We start from the raw sequence: 20,859 nt of genomic DNA, 5'->3' as shown, positions 1-20,859 counted from the left end.
ATCAACAGCAAAAGATCATGATTGCAGATACTTTTATAAAACGACCCGTAACGGCAATAGTCATATCTATTGTGTTGGTGCTGGTGGGGATATTGGCGATGATGAACCTGGCCATTGGCCAGTATCCGGAGATTTCGCCTCCCACTGTACAGGTAACAGGTACTTATATCGGTGCAGATGCACAAACGGTGGAGCAAACAGTAGCTACACCCGTAGAAGTACAGGTGAATGGTACACCGGGTATGACTTACATCAATACCAACAATACCAGTAGCGGCCAAATGAGTATGACGGTAAACTTTGAAGTAGGTACCGACATCAACATTGCTGCGCTGGATGTGCAGAACCGCGTAGGTATTGCGCAGCCAACTTTACCACAGGAAGTACAGCGTTTAGGCCTTACCGTTAGAAAGCGTAACCCCAGCATCCTGATGCTGGTTGCGCTCTACTCTCCCAAAGGTTCACACGATATCACCTTTCTGGATAACTACACCAACGTGTACGTAAAAGATGCGTTGCTGAGAGCAAAGGGTGTGGGCGATATCTTTACCCGTGCAGATGATTTTAGTATGCGTATCTGGCTGAAACCCGATAAGCTGGCTGAAATGGGCGTTTCTGCTGATGATATCCGTGCAGCGCTGGCAGAGCAGAATGCGCAGATCACCGCTGGTACAGTTGGTGCGCCGCCGCAACAAACAGGACAAACATTTGAATATAACATCTTCACCAAAGGCCGTTTATCTACACCGGAAGAATTTGGAAATATCATTGTTAAAACGCGCCCGTCAGACGGATCATTGGTATACCTGAAAGATGTGGCACGTGTGCAGCTGGGCAAATTTAACTATGCAGGTAATAACTATGTAGATGGTAAACGTGCGGCTTATCTGCTTGTATACCAGGCTCCGGGCAGCAATGCCATTCAAACTGCGGCCAATGTAACCGCCGCTATGGAACAGCTGAAAAAGCAATTTCCTAAAGATGTGGAATATGTAGTGCCGTTTGAATCTGTATCCGTAGTGAAAGTATCTATTGAAGAGGTGGTGCATACATTGGTGGAAGCATTGATCCTGGTAGTGATTGTGGTGTTCCTGTTCCTCCAGAGCTGGCGCGCTACGCTCATCCCGATCCTCGCGATCCCGGTATCTATCATTGCTACTTTTATCTTCTTTATACCACTTGGATTTACCATCAATACCTTAACCCTGTTCGGTTTTGTACTGGCCATCGGTATTGTGGTGGATGATGCTATTGTGGTGGTGGAAGCAGTGCAGCATAACATAGATCACGAGAAGATGTCGCCAAGAGATGCTACTGCACAGGCGATGAAGGAAATCTCCGGACCTGTAATTGCGATTGCATTAATTCTTGCAGCGGTGTTTGTGCCGGTAGGATTTATACCCGGTATCGTAGGCCGTTTGTATCAGCAGTTTGCGATTACCATTGCTATCTCTGTAATGATTTCTGCTTTTGTGGCGTTGTCATTAACACCGGCATTATGTATCCTGTTGTTAAAGCCCATGCACCTGGATAAGGATTCCAGGGGACTGAACAAGTTCTTCTTTAAATTCAACCGGTGGTTTGGGCATACTACATCCAGGTATTCTATAGGTGTAAAAAAGAGTATCCGTTACTTCCGTTTTGTAATGGTGATCCTGGTCTGCATTTTCGTAGGTACGATGATGTTATTCAAGGCAAAACCATCCGGATTTATTCCTACGGAAGATGAAGGCCGTTTGATCATCACCTTTGACCTGCCGGAATCCTCTTCTACAGAGCGTACCGTAGCAGTGATGCAGCAGATGATGAAAGACCTGGACAATACCCCGGGCATTGCACACTATGCAGCATTAGGTGGTTTGAATGCGGTAAACTTTGCTACCAAATCCAACAGTGCTACTATCTTCTGTTCCCTGAAACCATGGGCTGAGCGTAAGCCGGACTCACTGCAGATCTTTGGAATGGTAGCTGCTATTCAGAAAAAACTGAGTAAGTATAAAGAAGCTAATGTGGTGGTAATTCCTCCTCCGGCAATTCCGGGTCTTGGACAAACAGCCGGTTTCTCTTTTGTATTGGAACAAAAAGGAAATGGCGATATCAAAGCATTTGAGGGCGTATTACAGGGCTTTGTAGCTGCTGCTAATAAACGTCCGGAGATAGCCAAGGCATTTTCTTTCTTTACGGCCCGTACACCTGGCTATCAGCTGGATATAGACCGTGAGAAAGCGAAGAAGATGGGTGTGAAAATATCTGATATTGCTTCGGCACTGCAAACGTATATGGGTAGTGCTTATATCAATGACTTTACTATTTACGGACGTAACTTTCGTGTGGTAACGCAGGCGGATTCTACTTATCGTGGCGACATTAAAAACCTGAGCCAGTTCTTTGTGCGCAACACGGCCGGTACTATGGTGCCACTGAGTACACTGACTTCTTATAAAGTGATAGAAAGTGCGCCGGTAATATCTCACTATAACCTTTTCCGTTCTGCGGAAGTAAATGGTAACCCGGCTCCGGGCTATAGTAGTGGCGATGCTATCAATGCATTAAAAGAGGTAGCTGCACAAACGCTACCGGAAGGATATGGTTATGAGTTCTCCGGTTTGAGCAGAGAGGAATTATTATCCGGTTCCAAAACCATCTACATATTTGCGTTGTCAATCATCTTTGTGTTCCTGTTCCTGGCAGCATTATATGAGAGTTGGTCTGTTCCCTTCTCGGTATTGCTGGCAGTGCCTATTGGCGCCTTTGGGGCCATTACGGTACTAACGTTCCTGCCTAAACTGAGTAACAACGTATATGCACAGATTGGTTTGATTACGCTGATCGGTTTATCGGCCAAAAATGCGATCCTGATTGTGGAGTTTGCAAAAGAACGTGTGGATAAAGGCATGGACCTGGTAACAGCCGCTGTAGAAGCTGCCAAGCTGCGTTTACGTCCTATTATCATGACATCGCTGGCTTTCCTGTTAGGTATTATGCCGCTGGTATTCTCCTCCGGTGCGGGTGCGGAAGCACGTAAAACCATGGGCTGGACAGTATTGGGTGGTATGTTTACCGCTACCTTCCTGGCTATATTTATTGTGCCTGTATTGTATGTAGTGATCACCCGTCTCGCTTATGGTAAAGCAAAACTAAAGCAGATGAAAGAACACTATCAGGCAGTACCGGAACATGATATCCAGGGAAGGCTGTAACAGGTTTTTTTAAAGAGAAGGGTTTATAATTGTACAATAGACAAACGGGCGTTGCGAAAGCAGCGCCTTTTTGTTTTCAGGAAGAAATGCGGTTGCCGTCTTTATCAAAGTGTTGGGATAATTGCCATTCCGTATCACCTACCATATACATCGTACCTGCAACAACAGCTCCCACTGTAATGTACAGGAACCAGTCTGTTTGCCGGTCAAAGACCAGCGCGCAGGCTACTCCGGTAAGGATGAGGATCACCCCTATACGTCTGGATGTATAGGCTGCATATTTATTGGCGGCATGCCACATTTCCAGGTTGCGGGTAGACAGGAAGCTGCGGTAGCCATACCATGATTTAGTGCTTTTAGGAGGATAACGACGGATAAAGTATCCCATGATACAAAACAACACACCAGCGAAGAGGGCAGCATTGCAATAAGTAGTATGCAGGAATCTCAGCAACATGGTCCGGGGTTTGGTTAGTATAAGTTACGGAAAGAAATTGTCTTTTCCATGATTAGACTGATTATGCTGATTACCATGATTCTTTTTAAATCCTTCTAAATCAAAAAAAACAAAATCAGGGTAATCAGCATAATCAGTCTAATCATGGAAAAGACAATTTATCCCTAGTGTTTTGTAGTATCTGCATTATTACTTTTCTTCTTACCAAACAGGCTGTTAAGCGTATTCTTCGCAGATTCGCCGGCTTGTTTGCCTAAGTTTTCCAATGGCTTGCCACCACCGGTTTGGGCAGAATCTTTTTTACCGCTGAGTTGATTTTTTAATTCGTTTTTCAGAGAATTAACAGCGTTGTTTTTGATCTGGTTTACACTATCCTTCACCGTATTTTTAACGGTATCAATTTTGTTTTTTACCAGTTCAGTAGCTTGTGCTTTCAGGCTGTTGGCGCTTTCCCGCAGGTCTGTTTTCAGACTTGGTTTGAGAATGTTACCCGCCATTAATACCTGCAGATGCACACTGTCGCCCAGGTTTACCGGGATGCCTTTGCTTTGCGCCTGTGAAGCCAGACCGTTTATGAGATTGTTGCCGGCAGATCCCATCAAACTACGTGGCAGTGCAAGTTGCAGGGTATAATCGAGTGATTGGTCAAAGCCGTGAGATCCCGCAATATCCATCCGGATGCCGCTCACCGTTACTTTGAAAGGATTCACTTTTACGCGGCCGTTTTCAAAGGAAAAATAGTTTTTGATATCACGTAAAGAAATATCTTTCAGTTGAGATACATTGAGTGTATTCGCCAGCTGATCTACCGGTGCAAACTGTTTCAGGAAACCTTCTATCAGCAACAGGTTACCATCGCCGGTAAGGGTGCTTAAGTCAGGCGACATATCTTTCCCCAATTTACCATGCATGGTTAACTGAGAGGTGATTTTACCGGAGAGGAATTTACCGATCGGCATTAATTTCTGTACGGTATTGAATGCGTTGAATGTTTGTTGTACATCCAGGTTTTGCACGTTGTAGGCCAGGTTGATATCCGGATTTGTTTTGCTGTTTTTGGTGCTGTAGCTGCCATTTATTTCCATAGTACCCTGCAGTGCATTGGCTTTGAGCTGCTGCATGGTTACTGTTTCGTCTTTCACCAACAGGTTACCGGATACATTGTTAAGGTCTGCTTTATCGTAGTGTACTTTATTTACATTGGCCTGTAAGCCGATGTTCAGATTGGCCGGTACTGCAAACGGTGCAGCAGCAGCGGTATCTTTTTTAGCAGTAGTGGTAGTAGCGGAAGAACTGGTAGTGCCCATCCATTTGTCCAGGTTTATTTCATCTGCCTTGAAATTGAATTTACCATCCAGCGGTGCGTTTTTAAACGTATAGGCGAGCAGGTTATTCACTTCTCCGTTTGCTTCAAAGTTGGTACCCAGGTATTGACCATTCAGGTCTTTTACGGTTACATTTTTAGGATTGAACTGTAAGGAGAGATTATTCACTTTTACACCATCGGGATAATCTTTGCTTTTATAGAACATATTGCTCAATTGCAGCGTGCCGGCGGCATAGAAGCGATCGTATTGTTGTTTTTCTATGGCACTCATATTTCCTTTAGCAGTGATGTCTGCATCCAGCAGGCCTGTTAAGTTAGTGCCGGCTGCCAGTTTTACAAACTGCGTGATTTTAGACAGATCAAGCTTACCCTTTGCGGCAGCGTCTACATACAGATCCGAAACCGGTGTTTTCACCAGCATCCGGAGATCCAGTGGTGTGTTATCCATTTCCAGGTGACCGGTAGGCATGTCGATGATAGTATGATCAGGTACACCATCCGGGTTGCTGATTTTCATCGCAATCTGAATATTTTTCACTGGTTTAGGCAGATCAGGATATTGGAAGAAACCATCTTTTACGTTGAGGTCCAGCCCAAAGGACGGCATTTGTTTAGGAGCGTAGCTGCCTTTTACAAATCCGCTGAAAGCTGCGGTACCGCTGGTTTTTATCTTATCAAAATCTGTCTTGTATACTGCTGGTACCAGTGATAACAAGTCTTTAAAGTTGGTAGAAGGTGCTTTAAAGCTCATATCCATTCCGTAAGTAGAATCGTTTACCAGTTTGAAAAACCCTTGCAGGGCCAGTTCCAGGTTGTTGAGCGAAACTTTGCTTTCTTTTAACGTATAGGTTTTACTGTTATTATCTATTTGGATAGCTGCATCCAGTTTAGTTTTAACGCCGGAGAGATAAGGGATCAGTCCATAGCGGAAGGTGATGCCATCAGCCACCGTACTGGTTTCCAGGGTGAACTGGTCCTGTGTGAAATCACCTTTACCTTTATGGGTTAAGCCTTCTACTAACAGTGCCATGTTACCCTGACGATCATCATAACTGATAAAGGCATCTTCAATTTTATATTGCTGTAAACTGAGGGCAAATTTACTTTTGCTGGTATCAGCGGGATTAGCCGCTGTGGTATCGGGCTTGGTGATGTTCCAGTTAGCCGCACCGTTTTTATTCACAATAGCGTGTATGCGTGGCTGTATGAGGGCGATATTGTAGATGTCCATCTTATCTCCCTTAATTACACTCATGAGATTGAGTGCTACATCTATTTGTTTTACAGCCAGAAGGGTATCTCCTGCAAAGTCGCCGGTACCAATTACCTGCAGCTCTTCCAGGCCTACTGCCAGCCGGGGAAAATGACGGAACAAGCTGATATCCACATCTTTAAAATCTACTTTAGCAGTAAGACGTTTGTTCAGCTCTGTTTTTACTTTCGCTACTATTTTGTCTTTGAAAAAATATGGTATGGCTATGGCTGCCAATAGCAAGACCACTATTGTGATCGCCACAATTTTCAGGATCTTTTTGAACATAGGTTATTCTATTTGATTATAAGGCATGAAGATAAGCATATTGTTGAAAGCTTAAAGCTTTCTGCTATTTCGTATTTTTGCGTTAATATCATAGCATATGACACCAGAAAGAAAAGAGCGATTACTGTCGGTATTAAACAAACGGCAGTCTAATTTAACCGTAGTGCTGGAGGATGTACAGGACCCTCACAATATTTCTGCCGTTATGCGTACCTGTGATGCAGTGGGTATACAGGATATTTATGTGATCAATACAATGGCGCCAAGACATAAGAAATGGGGGCATAGAAGCAGTAGCAGTGCAGAAAGATGGCTTACCACCTACGAGTTTGACAATGCAGCAGCATGCATTGCAGCATTGCGTAAAAAGTATGATAAGATTTTTACTACACATCTGGCAACAGATGCTGTGAGTTTATATAGTATTGATTTCACCGGTTCTGTAGCATTGATTTTCGGCAATGAACAAAATGGTGTGAGCGATGGGGTAAGAGCATTGGCGGATGGTAATTTTATTATTCCTCAAATGGGAATTATAAGATCGCTGAATATTTCCGTGGCTTGTGCCGTGAGCATTTATGAAGCCCTGCGGCAGAAAACAATGGCCGGTCATTATGATAAGCAGGGATTGCCGGAAGGGCAGTATACTACCTTGCTGGAGGAGTGGGGATTTAAAGAAGATGATATGAACGAGGATTGAGCGGAGGTTGTCTTTCTCCCGATTAGACTGATTACCCTGATTTTATTTTTGTGATTAATAAAAGATCAAAAAAGATTAGCGAAGATTAAAGCGAATAATACCCGCTTTAATCTTCGCTAATCTTTTTTAATCAAAAAAATAGAATCAGGGTAATCAGTATAATCAGCCTAATCGGGAGAAAGACAAACACAAAAAAATCCCTGGCCTTCCGACCAGGGATTTGCATTTATACTTACATAAACCCTTATGCACTACAAGTAACGCAACCTTCTTCCATGGTGCAAACGGCACCTTCCACGATTTCTTCTGCGCTATCACCACCTGTTGCAACAACTGGCTGGATCTGCTGACCACCTTGTTTTTCTACAGTAAACTGTACTGCCTGTGCAGCCGCTTGTGTACGCAGATAATACATACCTGTTTTCAGGCCTTTCTTCCAGGCGTAGAAGTGCATAGAGGTGAGCTTGGCAACAGAAGGTGTGTCAACGAACAGGTTCAGTGATTGTGACTGGCAGATGAACGCCCCGCGGTCAGCAGCCATATCAATGAGGTTACGTTGTTTAATTTCCCAAACTGTTTTGTACAGTTCTTTGATATTGCCAGGTATTTCGGCAATGTTCTGGATAGAGCCATTGTGCGAAATAATTTTTGTTTTCATTTCATTATCCCACAGGCCCAGTTCTACCAGGTCTTTCAGCAGGTGTTTGTTTACCACTACAAATTCACCACTCAATACACGACGGGTGTAGATGTTGGAAGTGTATGGTTCAAAGCACTCGTTGTTGCCGAGGATCTGTGAAGTAGATGCAGTAGGCATTGGCGCCAGCAGGAGGGAGTTGCGGATACCATCTTTTACGATGGATTTTTTCAACGCATCCCAGTTCCAGCGTGCAGAAGGTTTCACATTCCACATATCAAACTGCAGGATACCTTTTGAGGAAGGGGAGCCTTTGAATGTTTCATATGCGCCTTCAGCTTTAGCCAGATCGTTGGAAGCAGTCAGACCGGCGAAGTAAATGGTTTCAAATATTTCGCTGTTCAGTTTTTTAGCTTCATCACTTTCAAAAGGATAACGCATCAGGATAAACGCATCGGCAAGTCCTTGTACACCCAAACCAATAGGGCGGTGGCGCATGTTACTGCGTCTTGCTTCTTCAATAGGGTAGAAGTTATTGTCGATGATTTTATTGAGGTTCAAAGTAGCCTGATAGGTTACTTCGTATAATTTATCGTGATCAAATTTTCCGTCAATAACAAAGCGGGGCAGCGCCAGGGAGGCCAGGTTACATACTGCTACTTCGTTGGCGTCGGTGTATTCGATGATTTCTGTACACAGGTTGGAACTTTTGATGGTACCCAGGTTCTGCTGATTGGATTTGCGGTTGGCTGCATCTTTATACAGCAGGTATGGATTGCCTGTTTCTATCTGCGCATCCAGGATGGCGAACCAGAGGTCCTGTGCTTTGATAGTTTTGCGGGCGCGGCCTTCTTGTTCGTATTTGGCGTAGAGGGCTTCAAATTCTTCCCCCCAGCATTCGTGCAGGCCTGGTGCTTCATGTGGACAGAATAATGACCAGTCGCCATTAGCTTCTACACGTTTCATAAACAGATCCGGCATCCAGAGGGCGTAGAACAGGTCACGGGCGCGCATTTCTTCTTTACCGTGGTTCTTACGCAGATCCAGGAATTCGAAGATGTCGGCATGCCATGGTTCCAGGTAGATAGCGAAAGCGCCTTTACGCTTGCCACCACCCTGATCTACATAGCGTGCGGTGTCGTTGAATACACGCAGCATCGGGATGATACCATTGGAGGTACCGTTGGTACCGCTGATATAAGAACCTGTTGCACGGATATTATGAATGCTTAAACCGATACCACCGGCGCTCTGCGAAATTTTAGCTGTTTGTTTCAGGGTATCATAGATGCCTTCGATGCTATCGTCCTGCATAGTGAGGAGGAAGCAGGATGACATCTGTGGTTTTGGCGTGCCTGCGTTGAACAGGGTAGGCGTGGCATGTGTAAACCAGCGCTCACTCATCAGGTTGTATGTTTTGATCGCAGCGTCAATATCTTCTTTATGGATGCCTACAGATACACGCATCAGCATGTGCTGTGGACGTTCCTGTACTCTGCCATCTGTTTTCAGCAGGTAAGAGCGTTCCAGTGTTTTGAAACCGAAGTAGTCAAAAGCAAAGTCACGATCGTAGATGATGCTGGAGTCCAGCAGTTCTGCATTTTTCTTAATGATCTCCCAAACTTCATCAGACAGCAATGCTGCAGATTTACCGGTTTTAGGATCAATATAGTCATACAATTTCTTCATCGTTTTGGAAAACGACTTGATTGTATTTTTATGAAGATTACTTACTGCTATGCGGGAAGCCAGCAGGGCGTAATCCGGGTGTTTAGTGGTAAGGGATGCTGCAGTTTCAGCAGCCAGGTTGTCGAGTTCACTGGTAGTAACACCGTCGTATAATCCTTGTATAACTTTTTTCGCTACGTCTATTGCATCTACATATTCTGTATTGAAACCATAGCATAGCTTTTCAATACGTGCAGTGATCTTGTCAAATTTCACTGCTTCTTTTCTTCCATCTCTTTTGATTACGAACATGGGTTTGTGAATTTAGCTTTTAGCCTTTAGCTATCAGCGGTTAGTAAATAGGAGTTTGTTCGCTGCATTTAAACCAATAGCTAAATGCTATTAGCTAAAATGCCAATTAAAAGTCTTCTTCCAGACTGAATGTTTGTGATTCTTTAGTACCACCCATTACACCGGATTTCTGGTAATCTCCCACGCGTTTTTCAAAGAAGTTAGTCTTGCCCTGTAAAGAAATCATTTCCATGAAATCAAAAGGATTAGACGCATTAAATATTTTAGTATATCCCAGTTCACCTATCCATCTGTCAGCAACAAATTCAATGTATTGTGACATCAGATCGCTGTTCATACCGATCAAACCAACCGGTAAGGCTTCTGTGATAAATTCTTTTTCAAATGCTACGGCTTCACGGATAATTTCGTGTACGGCTGCTTCACTCAGTTTGTTTTCCAGCATGCTGTACAACAGGCAGGCAAATTCGCAATGCAGTCCTTCATCACGGCTGATCAGCTCATTGGAGAAGGTCAGACCCGGCATCAATCCTCTTTTCTTTAACCAGAAAATAGAACAGAAGCTGCCACTGAAGAAAATGCCTTCTACCGCTGCAAAGGCCACCAGGCGCTCTGCAAAGTTGCCGTTCTCAATCCAGCGCAATGCCCATTCTGCTTTCTTTTTTACCGCAGGTACGGTGTCAATGGCGTGGAACAAACGATCTTTTTCTGCCGGATCTTTTACATAAGTATCGATCAGCAATGCATATGTTTCAGAGTGGATATTTTCCATCATGATCTGGAAACCGTAAAAACAACGGGCTTCCGGAATCTGCACTTCACTCATAAAGTTTACTGCCAGGTTCTCATTTACGATACCATCGCTGGCTGCAAAAAATGCAAGTACGTGAGATATAAAATGACGTTCACCATCATTCAGGTTTGCCCAATCTTTCAGATCACTGCTTAAATCTATTTCTTCTGCTGTCCAGAAACTCGCCTCATGCTTTTTGTATTGTTCCCAAACTTTTGGGTACTTGATCGGCAATAGCACAAAACGGTCCTTGTTCTCTTTTAAAAGAATTTCATTCTCATTACTCATCGCTAATATTTTTATATGGGTACTGTCGAAGGTTCTTGGTTTTTCTGTTTGGGGTCAGCATTCTGAAATCTGCACTACCTCACTCACTCACATCAAATAATTTCAAATTTCTTCTGTGTCCTAAAATCCATACGCCCAGGATTACAAATGTAAGCATCCCCTTATGGCATGGCTATAATAGTTTTCAACAGGTGTGGAAAAAGATATCAGGCATTGTCCGGATGTAGTGTTGTAGCATGTTTCACGGGTTATGCACCTTGTGCATATGGTATATGTTTAGTATGTGAATTGCACATCTCAAATGGGGGCTTTATATACCCAAATTGTTTACTGCCCCGGCTAAACGTATGATGGTCAATGGAAAAAAAGGCACAAACAAATTTTTGTTAAAAAGAACCGCTATTATCGATATATATCCGTTATTTTTTCATATTTACATTTTTAAGCTTTTACGTATGTCCGAACCGGTTATTGCCCTTCATACTGTTAAAAAGAACTACCAGGACGTACCCGTACTGGATATTGCCCGCCTGGAACTGCCCGTTGGCATTTATTGGCTACAGGGCGAAAATGGTGCGGGGAAAACCACCTGCATGAAGGTGATGGCGGGTTTAATCCCTTTTAAGGGGGAAATAGTGCTGCGGGGAAATGTGAGCAGCCGGGAACACCCGGTACAGTTCCGCCGCCTGATCAATTACGCTGAGGCGGAACCGTTATACCCCTCTTTCCTCACCGGCCGCGACTTGCTGGAGCTGTATCTCAATACCAAAGGGGGCAACAGGGACCAGATCAGCGCCATCAGCGAAAGACTGGGTGTGGATATCTTTGTGAATAACCCCGTAAGCAGCTATTCCAGTGGCATGCTCAAAAAATTGTCACTACTGCTGGCTTTCACCGGTAACCCGGCACTCATCCTGCTGGATGAGCCACTGATCACCATCGACACATATGCCCTCACGGTTTTATATGACCTGATCCGCACCTATAGCGCCAAAGGCGTCACTTTTTGTATCACTTCCCACCAACCACTGGATGCGGAAGAATTAACGGTAACGGGCACACTGAAAGTAGCTCATAAAAACATTACGCTCAATTAATATGCGTACAACAACGGCTATCCTCAGTAAAATATTTACACAACGGTTTTATATTCAGAACACCGGCTTTTTTCTCGTACTCTTTTACCTGCTGTTTGGTGTGGTAGATGGCAGTAGTTTATGGAACTACCATCAATCACTCATGCTCGGCTTCCTGAGAAATAATTCTTTCCTCATCATTGTATTACTGCTGTGGACATCCTACGCATTAAAATGTGCAGGCTTCATCCTGAAAACATTTCAAACACAGGGATATGATTTTTTATTCCCCACCATGGGAAGCATGCCGGCCACTTCCCGCTGGCGTACCTGGTGGGTATTACACACTGCTATATACATGCCGGTATTGGTATACGCGGCGGTTGCGGTAGTAGTGGCCATTCAACAACATTATTATCTCAAAGGAATTATTATCATCGTATTTAATATCGCCAACTGTATATGGCCGTTAACGTTATATGAAAGAAAACTGGCGCAACCGGATGTTATCTTTTTTACAGGACACATGCAACGCTGGCTCAACAAACATTTCACGAAGCCACCGGTATTATTTTTCCTGTATGAACTGTTCACTAATTTTCCGCGGCGTATTTTCAGCACTAAATTATTTTCCGCTGCTATATTGTGGCTGACGTTTTTAATAATGCGGCAAGGAGAATATTTTGATCTGCGCGGACTCCAGCTGGGCGCGATGGTGAGCGTACTGGTACACATGCAGTTGATGGTCCACAATCGTGCTTTTGATGATACGTACCTCAATTTTATGGAAAACCTCCCCATTAGATTAAGTACACATTACCTGCGATTGATCTGCATATATATACTGATGTTTTTGCCGGAGATGGTAATGATCACCGTAAATGCCTATACGAAAACACCATGGATGGGTTTGATCACCGTTTTTTGTACTGCCTTATCATTAATGATCCTCTTCCGTTGCCTGTTATATTTTCCGAAGATGAATCCCGAAATCCACGTGCGTTACGTGTTGCTCACTTCTTTCATAGTGTTATTCATGATCCTCGGTAAATACGAATGGCCGGCTATCGCATTGTTGCAGATCGCATCGGCCATTATCTTCTTTAAAAAATATCGTACGTATGAACCGTATATAGAAAGAGAGTGATTGTCTTTCTCTCGATTAGACTGATTATGCTGATTACCTGATTTTGATTTTTTTTGATTATAAAAAGATTAGCGAAGATCTCAGCGGATAATGTCTGAACTGTGATTATTATGATTAGTATGATTATCCTGATTAGCGAAGATCTCAGCGGATAATGTCTGAACCAGGATTTTTAGGATTGAATGGATTATCTTGATTGATGCCGAAGATCATAGCATAGATATTCGCGTATATCTTCGATATAAAAAAACATAACATCCATCAGGGTAATCCATTCAATCCTAAAAATCCTGGTTCAGACATTATCCGCTGAGATCTTCGCTAATCTTTTTAAATCAAAAAAAAATCAAAATCAGGTAATCAGCATAATCAGTCTAATCGGGAGAAAAGATAAATTCACAGCCGAAGGCTGCCCCGCTATATCCGCTTCTCCTTATTCACAAATTTACGGTGTATCACTTCCTGTACAGGAATGGCTTCTATTTTGCTTTCCAGCCAGGAAATAATGTCCAGGTAGAGGAAGGACCTGCGTTCGTACGGATCTTGCGAAATTTGTACCAGCCTGTCTTTCAGATCAATGAAGGCGTTGCGTAATGCTTTTGGATTGGCATAGATATACTTGCGCAAAAATTTCATGATTTCTTCCATCACCAGGCCCAAATCTTTATGTTTGGAAATAAAATGATACACAGATTTGATCAGGTATTCTACCAGGCTGTAATTCTCCAGTTCATAATGCGCAATCAAATGCAGGATGCGGGCAAAACATTGTATATCTGCACGCAGATTACCTATTTTTAAATTGATTATTTTATTGAGATAAATGATCGCTTTATTATTATCGCCACTACCAAAATAAAGGCACGCAATTTTGTAGTAGAACACCAGTACGCGATGCTGATCTATCTTCAGTGTATGCCGGCTGATTTCTGTTTCCAATTCAGGTACCATGGCCAAACCTTCACTGAACGTGCCTTCCAGGAAGTAGCGGTTTATTTTGGCAGTATATAAATACACAAATGCGGAAGTGCGGGTGTTCTCGTGAAAATTTTCCTGGTTATCGCGGATAAAACCTTCCAGCTCCAGTAATGCGGTCTTGAACTTTTCAAAGTTAGAAGTATAAAAATGAGCGGTCAGTAGGTTATGCTGTGCTTTAATATACAGGTCCATATCCGTTTGCTGTAGCGCAGGATATTGTTTAAACAGGTCTACCCACTTTTGTGTGTAACGATAGTACATCACAAAGTCCTGCAAAATATAATAGTACCAGCTGGATGCCTGGAACATATACACTTTTTCGTAAAAGCTCATCTGCGCATGCTGAAATGCCGGCAACTGGCTTTCAAAAAACGATTTCACCATTTCCCCGTCGCGTTCATTGCGGGCGTGACCCAGCTTGAGGTACAGGCCATACATGCGTAAGGAAAGGGTGGAAAGCCGGCTGATATTGGCAAGTTGTTGCTCTATCTGCCGTGATTCGGCGCTGAGGGCTTCTGCGCGGTTTTCCAGGCTGCGGGTAATATGCCTTGATTCGATTAGTTTCTCAAACTCCACAATTTCGTAACCCAGCATCACCTCTTCTTGTCCGAGTGCCATGGTTTTTGCCTTGGCAAGGATCTTCAGACTTTGGTTATAGAGTCCTTTGTTATACAGCACCCGCGCATGATCCAGCTGTTCGCGCAGATCAATAAGCGGATCTTTTTGTTTATACAACTGCCGCAGACTTGATAACAGATGTTTGTACAAATGAGCCTTTACATTAGATAACTGCTGCTTTTTGATATCCGTTATTTTCTTCAGTATCTGCTCTTCATCATACTCTTTCATTTTATCCAGCGTAGTAAACAGCTGGATAAATAACACGTCTTCTTTGGTGTTGTTTTTATTGAACGCGAGCTGAAAATTGCGTTTTTCAGCTTTTGTTAGTGTTTTTATTAATATGAATAAGGCGTCACTTTGACTGTTGGGCATCGTTATTTAAATGTTGTAAATTATTGATAAACAATAGATTGATGTGTATCAAGTGCTTTTAAAGGTTGTAATTAAAGCAAATTTAGCGATATGGCAATTAATTAATGACCATTAGATTTGAAGGAATAAACATTTTAAAAGGAAGCATTAAGGATGGGAAAAACGTTATTTGATAAGATCTGGGACAGCCATATCGTGATGAGCAAGCCGGGACATCCGGATGCAGTGTACATCAACACGCACTTTATTCACGAGGTAACCAGTCCCCAGGCGTTTGACGGGTTGCGTAAACGCGGCATCCCCGTATTTCGTCCTGCTAAAACCAGGGCTACTGCGGATCACAACGTACCTACACAGGATCAGCACCTGCCCATTAAAGAAGCACTAAGCCGTTTACAGGTAGAAATGCTGACTAAAAATACATCCGAATTTGGCGTGGAATTATATGGCCTCGGCCACCGGTTCCAGGGTATTGTGCATGTAATAGGACCTGAACTGGGCATCACCCTGCCGGGTATGACCATCGTGTGCGGCGACAGCCACACCAGCACCCACGGTGCTTTTGGCGCAGTCGCTTTTGGTATCGGTACTTCCGAAGTAGAGCAGGTATTGGCTACCCAATGTATCCTGCAATACAAGCCAAAGCGCATGAAGATTCAAGTGAATGGCACACTGGGAAAAGGCGTACTGTCTAAAGATATCATTCTATATATTATCTCTAAAATATCCGCTTCCGGCGCTACCGGCTATTTCGTGGAATACGCAGGAGATGCGATCCGCAGCCTGAGTATGGAAGCACGTATGACCATCTGCAATATGAGTATTGAAATGGGCGCACGTGGTGGCTTAATTGCACCGGACGATATCACCTTCGATTACATCAAAGGCCGCGAGTTTGCCCCACAGGGTGCCGACTGGGACAAATCCCTGGCATATTGGAAAACATTGCACACCGATAACGATGCGCAGTTCGACAAAGTGCTCACCTTCGATGCAGCGGATATTGAACCGCAAATAACTTACGGTACCAACCCCGGCATGGGCATGGGCGTTACCCGCCACATCCCGTCGCTGGAACAGCTGGAAGAAAAGGAAAGACCCTCTTTCAAAAAATCATTGGATTACATGGAGCTGCAACCTGGCAGCGGGCTGCTGGGCAAGAAAATAGACTATGTATTCATTGGTAGCTGCACCAATTCCCGCATTGAAGACTTACGCCTCGTAGCGGATTTCGTGAAAGGCAAACAAAAGGCAGCCGATGTGGTGGTATGGATTGTACCAGGTTCCAAACAGGTGGAAGCACAGGCAATAGCAGAAGGCATCGACAAGATCTTTGCTGCAGCCGGTTTCCAGCTGCGTGAGCCAGGATGTTCTGCCTGTTTGGGTATGAATGAAGACAAGATACCTGCAGGTATGTACTGTATCTCTACCTCTAACCGCAACTTCGAAGGTCGCCAGGGCCCCAATGCCCGCACCTTCCTGGCCAGCCCGCTCACTGCGGCAGCAGCTGCCATTACCGGTAGGGTAACAGATGTCAGGGAAATGATATAGCGGTTAGCATTTAGCTAAATACTAAATGCTAACAGCTAAATGCTAACCGCTAAGTGCTAACTGCTAAAAGCTAATTGCTATGGACCAGTGGAATGCCGACTTATATAAAGAGAAACATGCCTTCGTATTTGAATACGGCAACAGTCTGATTGACTGGTTGCAGCCACAGGCTGGCGAAGTCATACTGGATCTGGGCTGTGGTACAGGTGAGCTCACAGCGCAACTGGCCGAAAAAGGTGCGCAGGTTACCGGTATAGACGCCTCCGCTGCCATGATAGAAAGTGCCCGCGCTCACTATCCCAACATTACGTTTGAGGTAGGCGATGCTACTACATTTTCGCTACCGGTACAGTTTGACGGCATCTTCTCCAACGCTACCCTGCACTGGGTACGCGAAAAAGAAAAAGCCATTGCACGTATGTATGCACAGCTGAAAAAAGGTGGCAGACTGGTCATTGAAATGGGCGGTAAAGGCAATGTGCAAAGCATTTTAATTACACTGGAAAAAGTAATGCAGCAGAAAGGGTATACTTATGTACCATTCTGGTACTTCCCTTCTCCGGCAGAATATACTACCCTGTTGGAAAAGGCAGGTTTTAAAATTGACCGTGTCCACTTTTTTGATCGTCCTTCCAAACTGGTAGATCCGGCCACCGGCATCATCGATTGGTTAGAGATGTTTGGTCACTATCTTTTTACAAACGTACCGGAGAAAGATAAAAATGCTATTCTTCAGCAGGTACAGCAGGAGCTGGCACCGCAAATCATGAAGGATGGCGATCTATACGCCGATTATGTTCGTTTACGGGTAGCAGCCACAAAAATCTAAATAGTAAAATTCATCATGAGTAAAATATTTCAACACCTCGTTTCAACTGCGGTCCCTGTACCCATCGAAAATATAGATACAGATCAGATCATTCCTGCACGCTTCCTGAAAGCTACTACCAGGGATGGTTTTGGTGAAAACCTGTTCCGCGACTGGCGCTACGAAAGTGATAACACACCTAAAGCAGATTTTGTACTGAACAACCCCGTCTACAGTGGTCAGATCCTGGTAGGCGGGAAAAACTTTGGTTGCGGCTCTTCCCGCGAACATGCTGCCTGGGCTATCGGTGATTATGGATTTAAAGTAGTGGTGAGTAGTTTCTTTGCAGACATCTTCAAAAATAATGCGCTCAACAATTTTATCCTACCCATCCAGGTAAGCGAAGATTTCCTGGATAAAATATTTAAAGCCATCGAAAGCAATCCCAAAGCGGAAATAGAGGTAGACCTGGAAAACCAGTTCATCAAAATTATCGCTTCCGGTGAACAGGAAAACTTTGACATCAACCAATACAAAAAGACTTGTCTGCTCAATGGTTATGATGATATCGATTACCTGTTGAGTCTTCGTCAGGAAATAACACAATACGAAACAACAAGAGAATTTAATTTTTAAAGCATTTAGCCATTAGTGTTTAGCTGTTAGAAAAATCTGATAGTTATACGCTAAGGGCTAAAAGCTAACCACTAAAAGCTAAATGCTAAAAAAATATATGGGCGTTGAAAAGAAAATACTAGTGATACCCGGCGACGGCATTGGACAGGAAGTGACTGCATGGGGACAAAAAGTGCTGACAACGATTGCGAAAAATTTTAATCACACCTTCACCTTCGAAGAAGGTATCATGGGCCACGTAGCTATTGAAGCCACCGGTGAGCCCCTGCCGGATGAAACACTGCAGAAAGCCAGGAACTCCGATGCTATTCTGTTTGGTGCTATCGGTCATGCTAAATACGATAACGACCCAACGCTGAAAGTAAGACCGGAACAGGGATTGCTCAAAATCAGAAAAGAACTGGGCCTGTATGCTAATCTTCGCCCGATAAAATTATTTGACGAACTGCTGGAAGCTTCCAGCATTAAACCGGAAATCCTGCGTGGTGCAGATATCCTTTTCTTCCGGGAGCTGACAGGTGATGTATATTTTGGAGAGAAGATAAGAACAGCAGACCGCAATACTGCGTCTGATCTGATGATCTATCACCGCTATGAAGTAGAGCGTATTGCACGCAAAGCATATGAAGCAGCACGTACCCGCCGTAAAAAGTTGTGTTCTGTTGATAAAGCCAATGTGCTGGAAGCAAGCCGTTTGTGGAGAGAAGTAGTACAGGAAATTGCCAAAGAATATCCTGATGTGGAAACAGAACATATGTTTATCGACAACGCTGCCATGCAGCTGATCAAAGATCCTAAACGTTTTGATGTAGTGCTCACTGGTAACCTGTTTGGTGACATCCTCACGGATGAAGCATCTCAGATAGCCGGCTCTATGGGTATGCTGGCATCTGCCTCTATAGGCGACAGCATCGGCTTCTACGAGCCTATCCATGGTTCTGCACATGACATCGCCGGTAAAGGCATTGCTAATCCGCTGGCTTCTATTTTATCTGCTGCCCTGATGTTGGACATCTCCTTTGGCCTGAAAACAGAATCACAACGTGTGATCAAAGCCGTGGAAGCTACACTCAGACAAGGTTTCAGAACCATGGATATCGCTAACAAACATACTGTTAACGATTTAATGATGGGTACCGACGCCATGGGCGCCAAAGTATTAGAGAATCTGAATTAATCATTCAACGAAAATTATTACACTATCATGGATAAAAATCGTGTATACGTCTTTGATACCACCCTGCGCGACGGAGAACAAGTACCGGGTTGCCAGCTGACTACCGTAGAAAAAATTGAGGTAGCAAAAAAGCTGGAAGCATTGGGTGTGGATATTATTGAGGCAGGCTTTCCGATATCCAGCCCTGGTGATTTCCAGAGTGTGGTGGAAATATCAAAAGCAGTTACAGAACCGATAATATGCGCACTCACACGCGCCAACAATATGGATATTGATGCAGCTGCCGAAGCGCTGCGTTTTGCGAAACGCAAGCGTATCCACACCGGCATCGGCTCTTCCGATATGCATATCAAATACAAATTCAACAGCACCCGCGAAGAAATTCTGGCGCGTGCGGTAGCAGCGGTAAAATATGCCCGCAGATTTGTAGATGATGTAGAATTTTATGCAGAAGACGCAGGCCGCGCAGATAATGAATACCTGGCCCGCATGATTGAAGCAGTGATCGCCGCAGGTGCTACTACCGTGAATATCCCTGATACCAACGGCTACTGCCTGCCCGACCAGTACGGCGCTAAAATCAAGTACCTGGTAGATAACGTTTCCAACATTGATAAAGCAATTATCTCTGTGCACTGTCATAATGACCTTGGTCTGGCTACTGCCAATACCATTGCCGGTGTGATCAACGGTGCCCGCCAGGTAGAGTGTACCATCAACGGTATCGGCGAGCGTGCCGGTAATACTTCCCTGGAAGAAGTTGCCATGATCCTGAAAACACACCATGCGCTTGGCTATCATACCAATATCAATTCCAAAGGTATCTACGAAATCAGTAACCTCGTGGAAACAATGATGCATATGCCGGTACAGCCTAACAAGGCGATCGTAGGCCGCAATGCTTTTGCACACAGCTCCGGTATTCACCAGGATGGCGTGCTGAAACATCGCGAAAACTACGAGATCCTCAACCCGGAAGATGTAGGTATCAACTCCAACTCCATTATCCTCACTGCCCGTAGTGGCCGTCATGCGCTGAAACATCACCTGCAGCGCCTGGGCTATAACCTGGAAAGGATCAACGTGGATGAAGTATACCAGCGTTTCCTGGAAATGGCAGATACCAAAAAAGAAATCAGCGATGCAGATCTGCTGCAACTGATGGGCGATGGTGACGAAAAGAATTACGACGACAAAGCCATTAAAGTAGTGTTACTGCAGGTAGTTTGCGGTGATCCGCTGCGCCCGATGGCTACTGTAAGATTGAGAATCAATGGCGAAGAAAAAGAAGCCAGTGCAGCCGGTAACGGCCCTGTAAACGCTACTATCAACGCTATTCACGATATCATCAAAGACGACATAGAACTGGACGAATTCAACATACAGGCCATGCATGGCGGTAGTGAAGATGTAAGTAAAGTGAATATGCGTGTAAAGCATAACGGACAATCATACTATGGCTTCGGCTATTCTACTGATATCGTTAACGCATCTGTACATGCATATGTGGATGCGCTGAATAAAATATACTAGGAACTGCGATTTTGTCTTTCTCCCGATTAGACTGATTA

14 protein-coding genes are annotated in these 20,859 nt (G+C 44.1%); 9 read left to right on the top strand and 5 right to left on the bottom strand.

From position 1 onward, the window contains the following. The first annotated feature begins 17 nt into the window (after positions 1 to 17). Positions 18 to 3,200 (top strand): efflux RND transporter permease subunit, encoded by a 3,183-nt coding sequence (locus CLV51_RS18645; protein ID WP_106529557.1) that lies wholly within the window; start codon positions 18 to 20, stop codon positions 3,198 to 3,200. A gap of 76 nt (positions 3,201 to 3,276) precedes the next feature. Here CLV51_RS18645 and CLV51_RS18640 read toward each other — a convergent pair whose 3' ends face one another. Continuing rightward, positions 3,277 to 3,657, bottom strand: coding sequence for an SdpI family protein (locus CLV51_RS18640; RefSeq protein ID WP_106529556.1), 381 nt, complete (start codon positions 3,655 to 3,657; stop codon positions 3,277 to 3,279). 164 nt (positions 3,658 to 3,821) lie between these two features. Next, positions 3,822 to 6,524, bottom strand: coding sequence for an AsmA-like C-terminal region-containing protein (locus CLV51_RS18635; protein WP_106529555.1), 2,703 nt, complete (start codon positions 6,522 to 6,524; stop codon positions 3,822 to 3,824). A gap of 97 nt (positions 6,525 to 6,621) precedes the next feature. Here CLV51_RS18635 and CLV51_RS18630 point away from each other — a divergent pair, with 97 nt between their 5' ends. Next, the gene (locus CLV51_RS18630) at positions 6,622 to 7,224 is read left to right on the top strand and encodes a TrmH family RNA methyltransferase (RefSeq protein ID WP_106529554.1); all 603 of its coding nucleotides are present in this window, start codon (positions 6,622 to 6,624) and stop codon (positions 7,222 to 7,224) included. A gap of 244 nt (positions 7,225 to 7,468) precedes the next feature. On the opposite strand, the gene CLV51_RS18625 is transcribed toward CLV51_RS18630, so the two are convergent. Beyond that, a complete protein-coding gene (locus CLV51_RS18625; RefSeq protein ID WP_106529553.1) occupies positions 7,469 to 9,841 on the bottom strand; it encodes a ribonucleoside-diphosphate reductase subunit alpha in 2,373 nt (790 codons plus the stop codon). A gap of 106 nt (positions 9,842 to 9,947) precedes the next feature. Continuing rightward, positions 9,948 to 10,922 (bottom strand): ribonucleoside-diphosphate reductase small subunit, encoded by a 975-nt coding sequence (locus tag CLV51_RS18620; RefSeq protein WP_106529552.1) that lies wholly within the window; start codon positions 10,920 to 10,922, stop codon positions 9,948 to 9,950. A gap of 455 nt (positions 10,923 to 11,377) precedes the next feature. On the opposite strand from CLV51_RS18620, the gene CLV51_RS18615 reads away from it, so the two are divergent. Both CLV51_RS18615 and CLV51_RS18610 read left to right on the top strand, forming a co-directional pair. Next, positions 11,378 to 12,019: an ABC transporter ATP-binding protein gene (locus CLV51_RS18615; protein WP_106529640.1), complete on the top strand. Its 642-nt coding sequence runs from the start codon at positions 11,378 to 11,380 to the stop codon at positions 12,017 to 12,019. A 1-nt stretch (position 12,020) separates the two neighbouring features. Beyond that, positions 12,021 to 13,145, top strand: coding sequence for a hypothetical protein (locus tag CLV51_RS18610; RefSeq protein ID WP_106529551.1), 1,125 nt, complete (start codon positions 12,021 to 12,023; stop codon positions 13,143 to 13,145). A 417-nt stretch (positions 13,146 to 13,562) separates the two neighbouring features. Here CLV51_RS18610 and CLV51_RS18605 read toward each other — a convergent pair whose 3' ends face one another. After that, positions 13,563 to 15,116, bottom strand: a complete 1,554-nt coding sequence (locus CLV51_RS18605; RefSeq protein ID WP_106529550.1) for a hypothetical protein — start codon at positions 15,114 to 15,116, stop codon at positions 13,563 to 13,565. Between the two features lie 153 nt (positions 15,117 to 15,269). Between CLV51_RS18605 and leuC the strand changes: the two genes are divergently transcribed. The 5 genes from leuC (at position 15,270) to CLV51_RS18580 (ending at position 20,821) form a co-directional block, all read left to right on the top strand. After that, positions 15,270 to 16,667, top strand: a complete 1,398-nt coding sequence (gene leuC / locus CLV51_RS18600; protein WP_106529549.1) for a 3-isopropylmalate dehydratase large subunit — start codon at positions 15,270 to 15,272, stop codon at positions 16,665 to 16,667. Between the two features lie 79 nt (positions 16,668 to 16,746). Further along, a complete protein-coding gene (locus CLV51_RS18595) occupies positions 16,747 to 17,496 on the top strand; it encodes a class I SAM-dependent methyltransferase (protein ID WP_106529548.1) in 750 nt (249 codons plus the stop codon). A 15-nt stretch (positions 17,497 to 17,511) separates the two neighbouring features. Further along, positions 17,512 to 18,111 (top strand): 3-isopropylmalate dehydratase small subunit, encoded by a 600-nt coding sequence (leuD, locus tag CLV51_RS18590; RefSeq protein WP_106529547.1) that lies wholly within the window; start codon positions 17,512 to 17,514, stop codon positions 18,109 to 18,111. An 82-nt stretch (positions 18,112 to 18,193) separates the two neighbouring features. Beyond that, a complete protein-coding gene (leuB, locus tag CLV51_RS18585) occupies positions 18,194 to 19,288 on the top strand; it encodes a 3-isopropylmalate dehydrogenase (RefSeq protein ID WP_245898822.1) in 1,095 nt (364 codons plus the stop codon). Positions 19,289 to 19,315: 27 nt separating this feature from the next. Next, positions 19,316 to 20,821 (top strand): 2-isopropylmalate synthase, encoded by a 1,506-nt coding sequence (locus tag CLV51_RS18580; protein ID WP_106529545.1) that lies wholly within the window; start codon positions 19,316 to 19,318, stop codon positions 20,819 to 20,821. The last annotated feature ends 38 nt before the right edge of the window (positions 20,822 to 20,859 follow it).

The organism is Chitinophaga niastensis, from assembly GCF_003014755.1.
Lineage (GTDB): Bacteria > Bacteroidota > Bacteroidia > Chitinophagales > Chitinophagaceae > Chitinophaga > Chitinophaga niastensis.
Note: the sequence above shows the minus strand (reverse complement) of the source record. Positions and strands in the feature narration are given on the sequence as shown.

Bases quoted from the DNA above. Each gene is read 5' to 3' on its own strand.
- CLV51_RS18645 (WP_106529557.1), top strand. From the start codon at position 18: ATGATTGCAGATACTTTTATAAAACGACCCGTAACGGCAATAGTCATA.
- CLV51_RS18640 (WP_106529556.1), bottom strand. From the start codon at position 3,657: ATGTTGCTGAGATTCCTGCATACTACTTATTGCAATGCTGCCCTCTTC.
- CLV51_RS18635 (WP_106529555.1), bottom strand. From the start codon at position 6,524: ATGTTCAAAAAGATCCTGAAAATTGTGGCGATCACAATAGTGGTCTTG.
- CLV51_RS18630 (WP_106529554.1), top strand. From the start codon at position 6,622: ATGACACCAGAAAGAAAAGAGCGATTACTGTCGGTATTAAACAAACGG.
- CLV51_RS18625 (WP_106529553.1), bottom strand. From the start codon at position 9,841: ATGTTCGTAATCAAAAGAGATGGAAGAAAAGAAGCAGTGAAATTTGAC.
- CLV51_RS18620 (WP_106529552.1), bottom strand. From the start codon at position 10,922: ATGAGTAATGAGAATGAAATTCTTTTAAAAGAGAACAAGGACCGTTTT.
- CLV51_RS18615 (WP_106529640.1), top strand. From the start codon at position 11,378: ATGTCCGAACCGGTTATTGCCCTTCATACTGTTAAAAAGAACTACCAG.
- CLV51_RS18610 (WP_106529551.1), top strand. From the start codon at position 12,021: ATGCGTACAACAACGGCTATCCTCAGTAAAATATTTACACAACGGTTT.
- CLV51_RS18605 (WP_106529550.1), bottom strand. From the start codon at position 15,116: ATGCCCAACAGTCAAAGTGACGCCTTATTCATATTAATAAAAACACTA.
- leuC (WP_106529549.1), top strand. From the start codon at position 15,270: ATGGGAAAAACGTTATTTGATAAGATCTGGGACAGCCATATCGTGATG.
- CLV51_RS18595 (WP_106529548.1), top strand. From the start codon at position 16,747: ATGGACCAGTGGAATGCCGACTTATATAAAGAGAAACATGCCTTCGTA.
- leuD (WP_106529547.1), top strand. From the start codon at position 17,512: ATGAGTAAAATATTTCAACACCTCGTTTCAACTGCGGTCCCTGTACCC.
- leuB (WP_245898822.1), top strand. From the start codon at position 18,194: ATGCTAAAAAAATATATGGGCGTTGAAAAGAAAATACTAGTGATACCC.
- CLV51_RS18580 (WP_106529545.1), top strand. From the start codon at position 19,316: ATGGATAAAAATCGTGTATACGTCTTTGATACCACCCTGCGCGACGGA.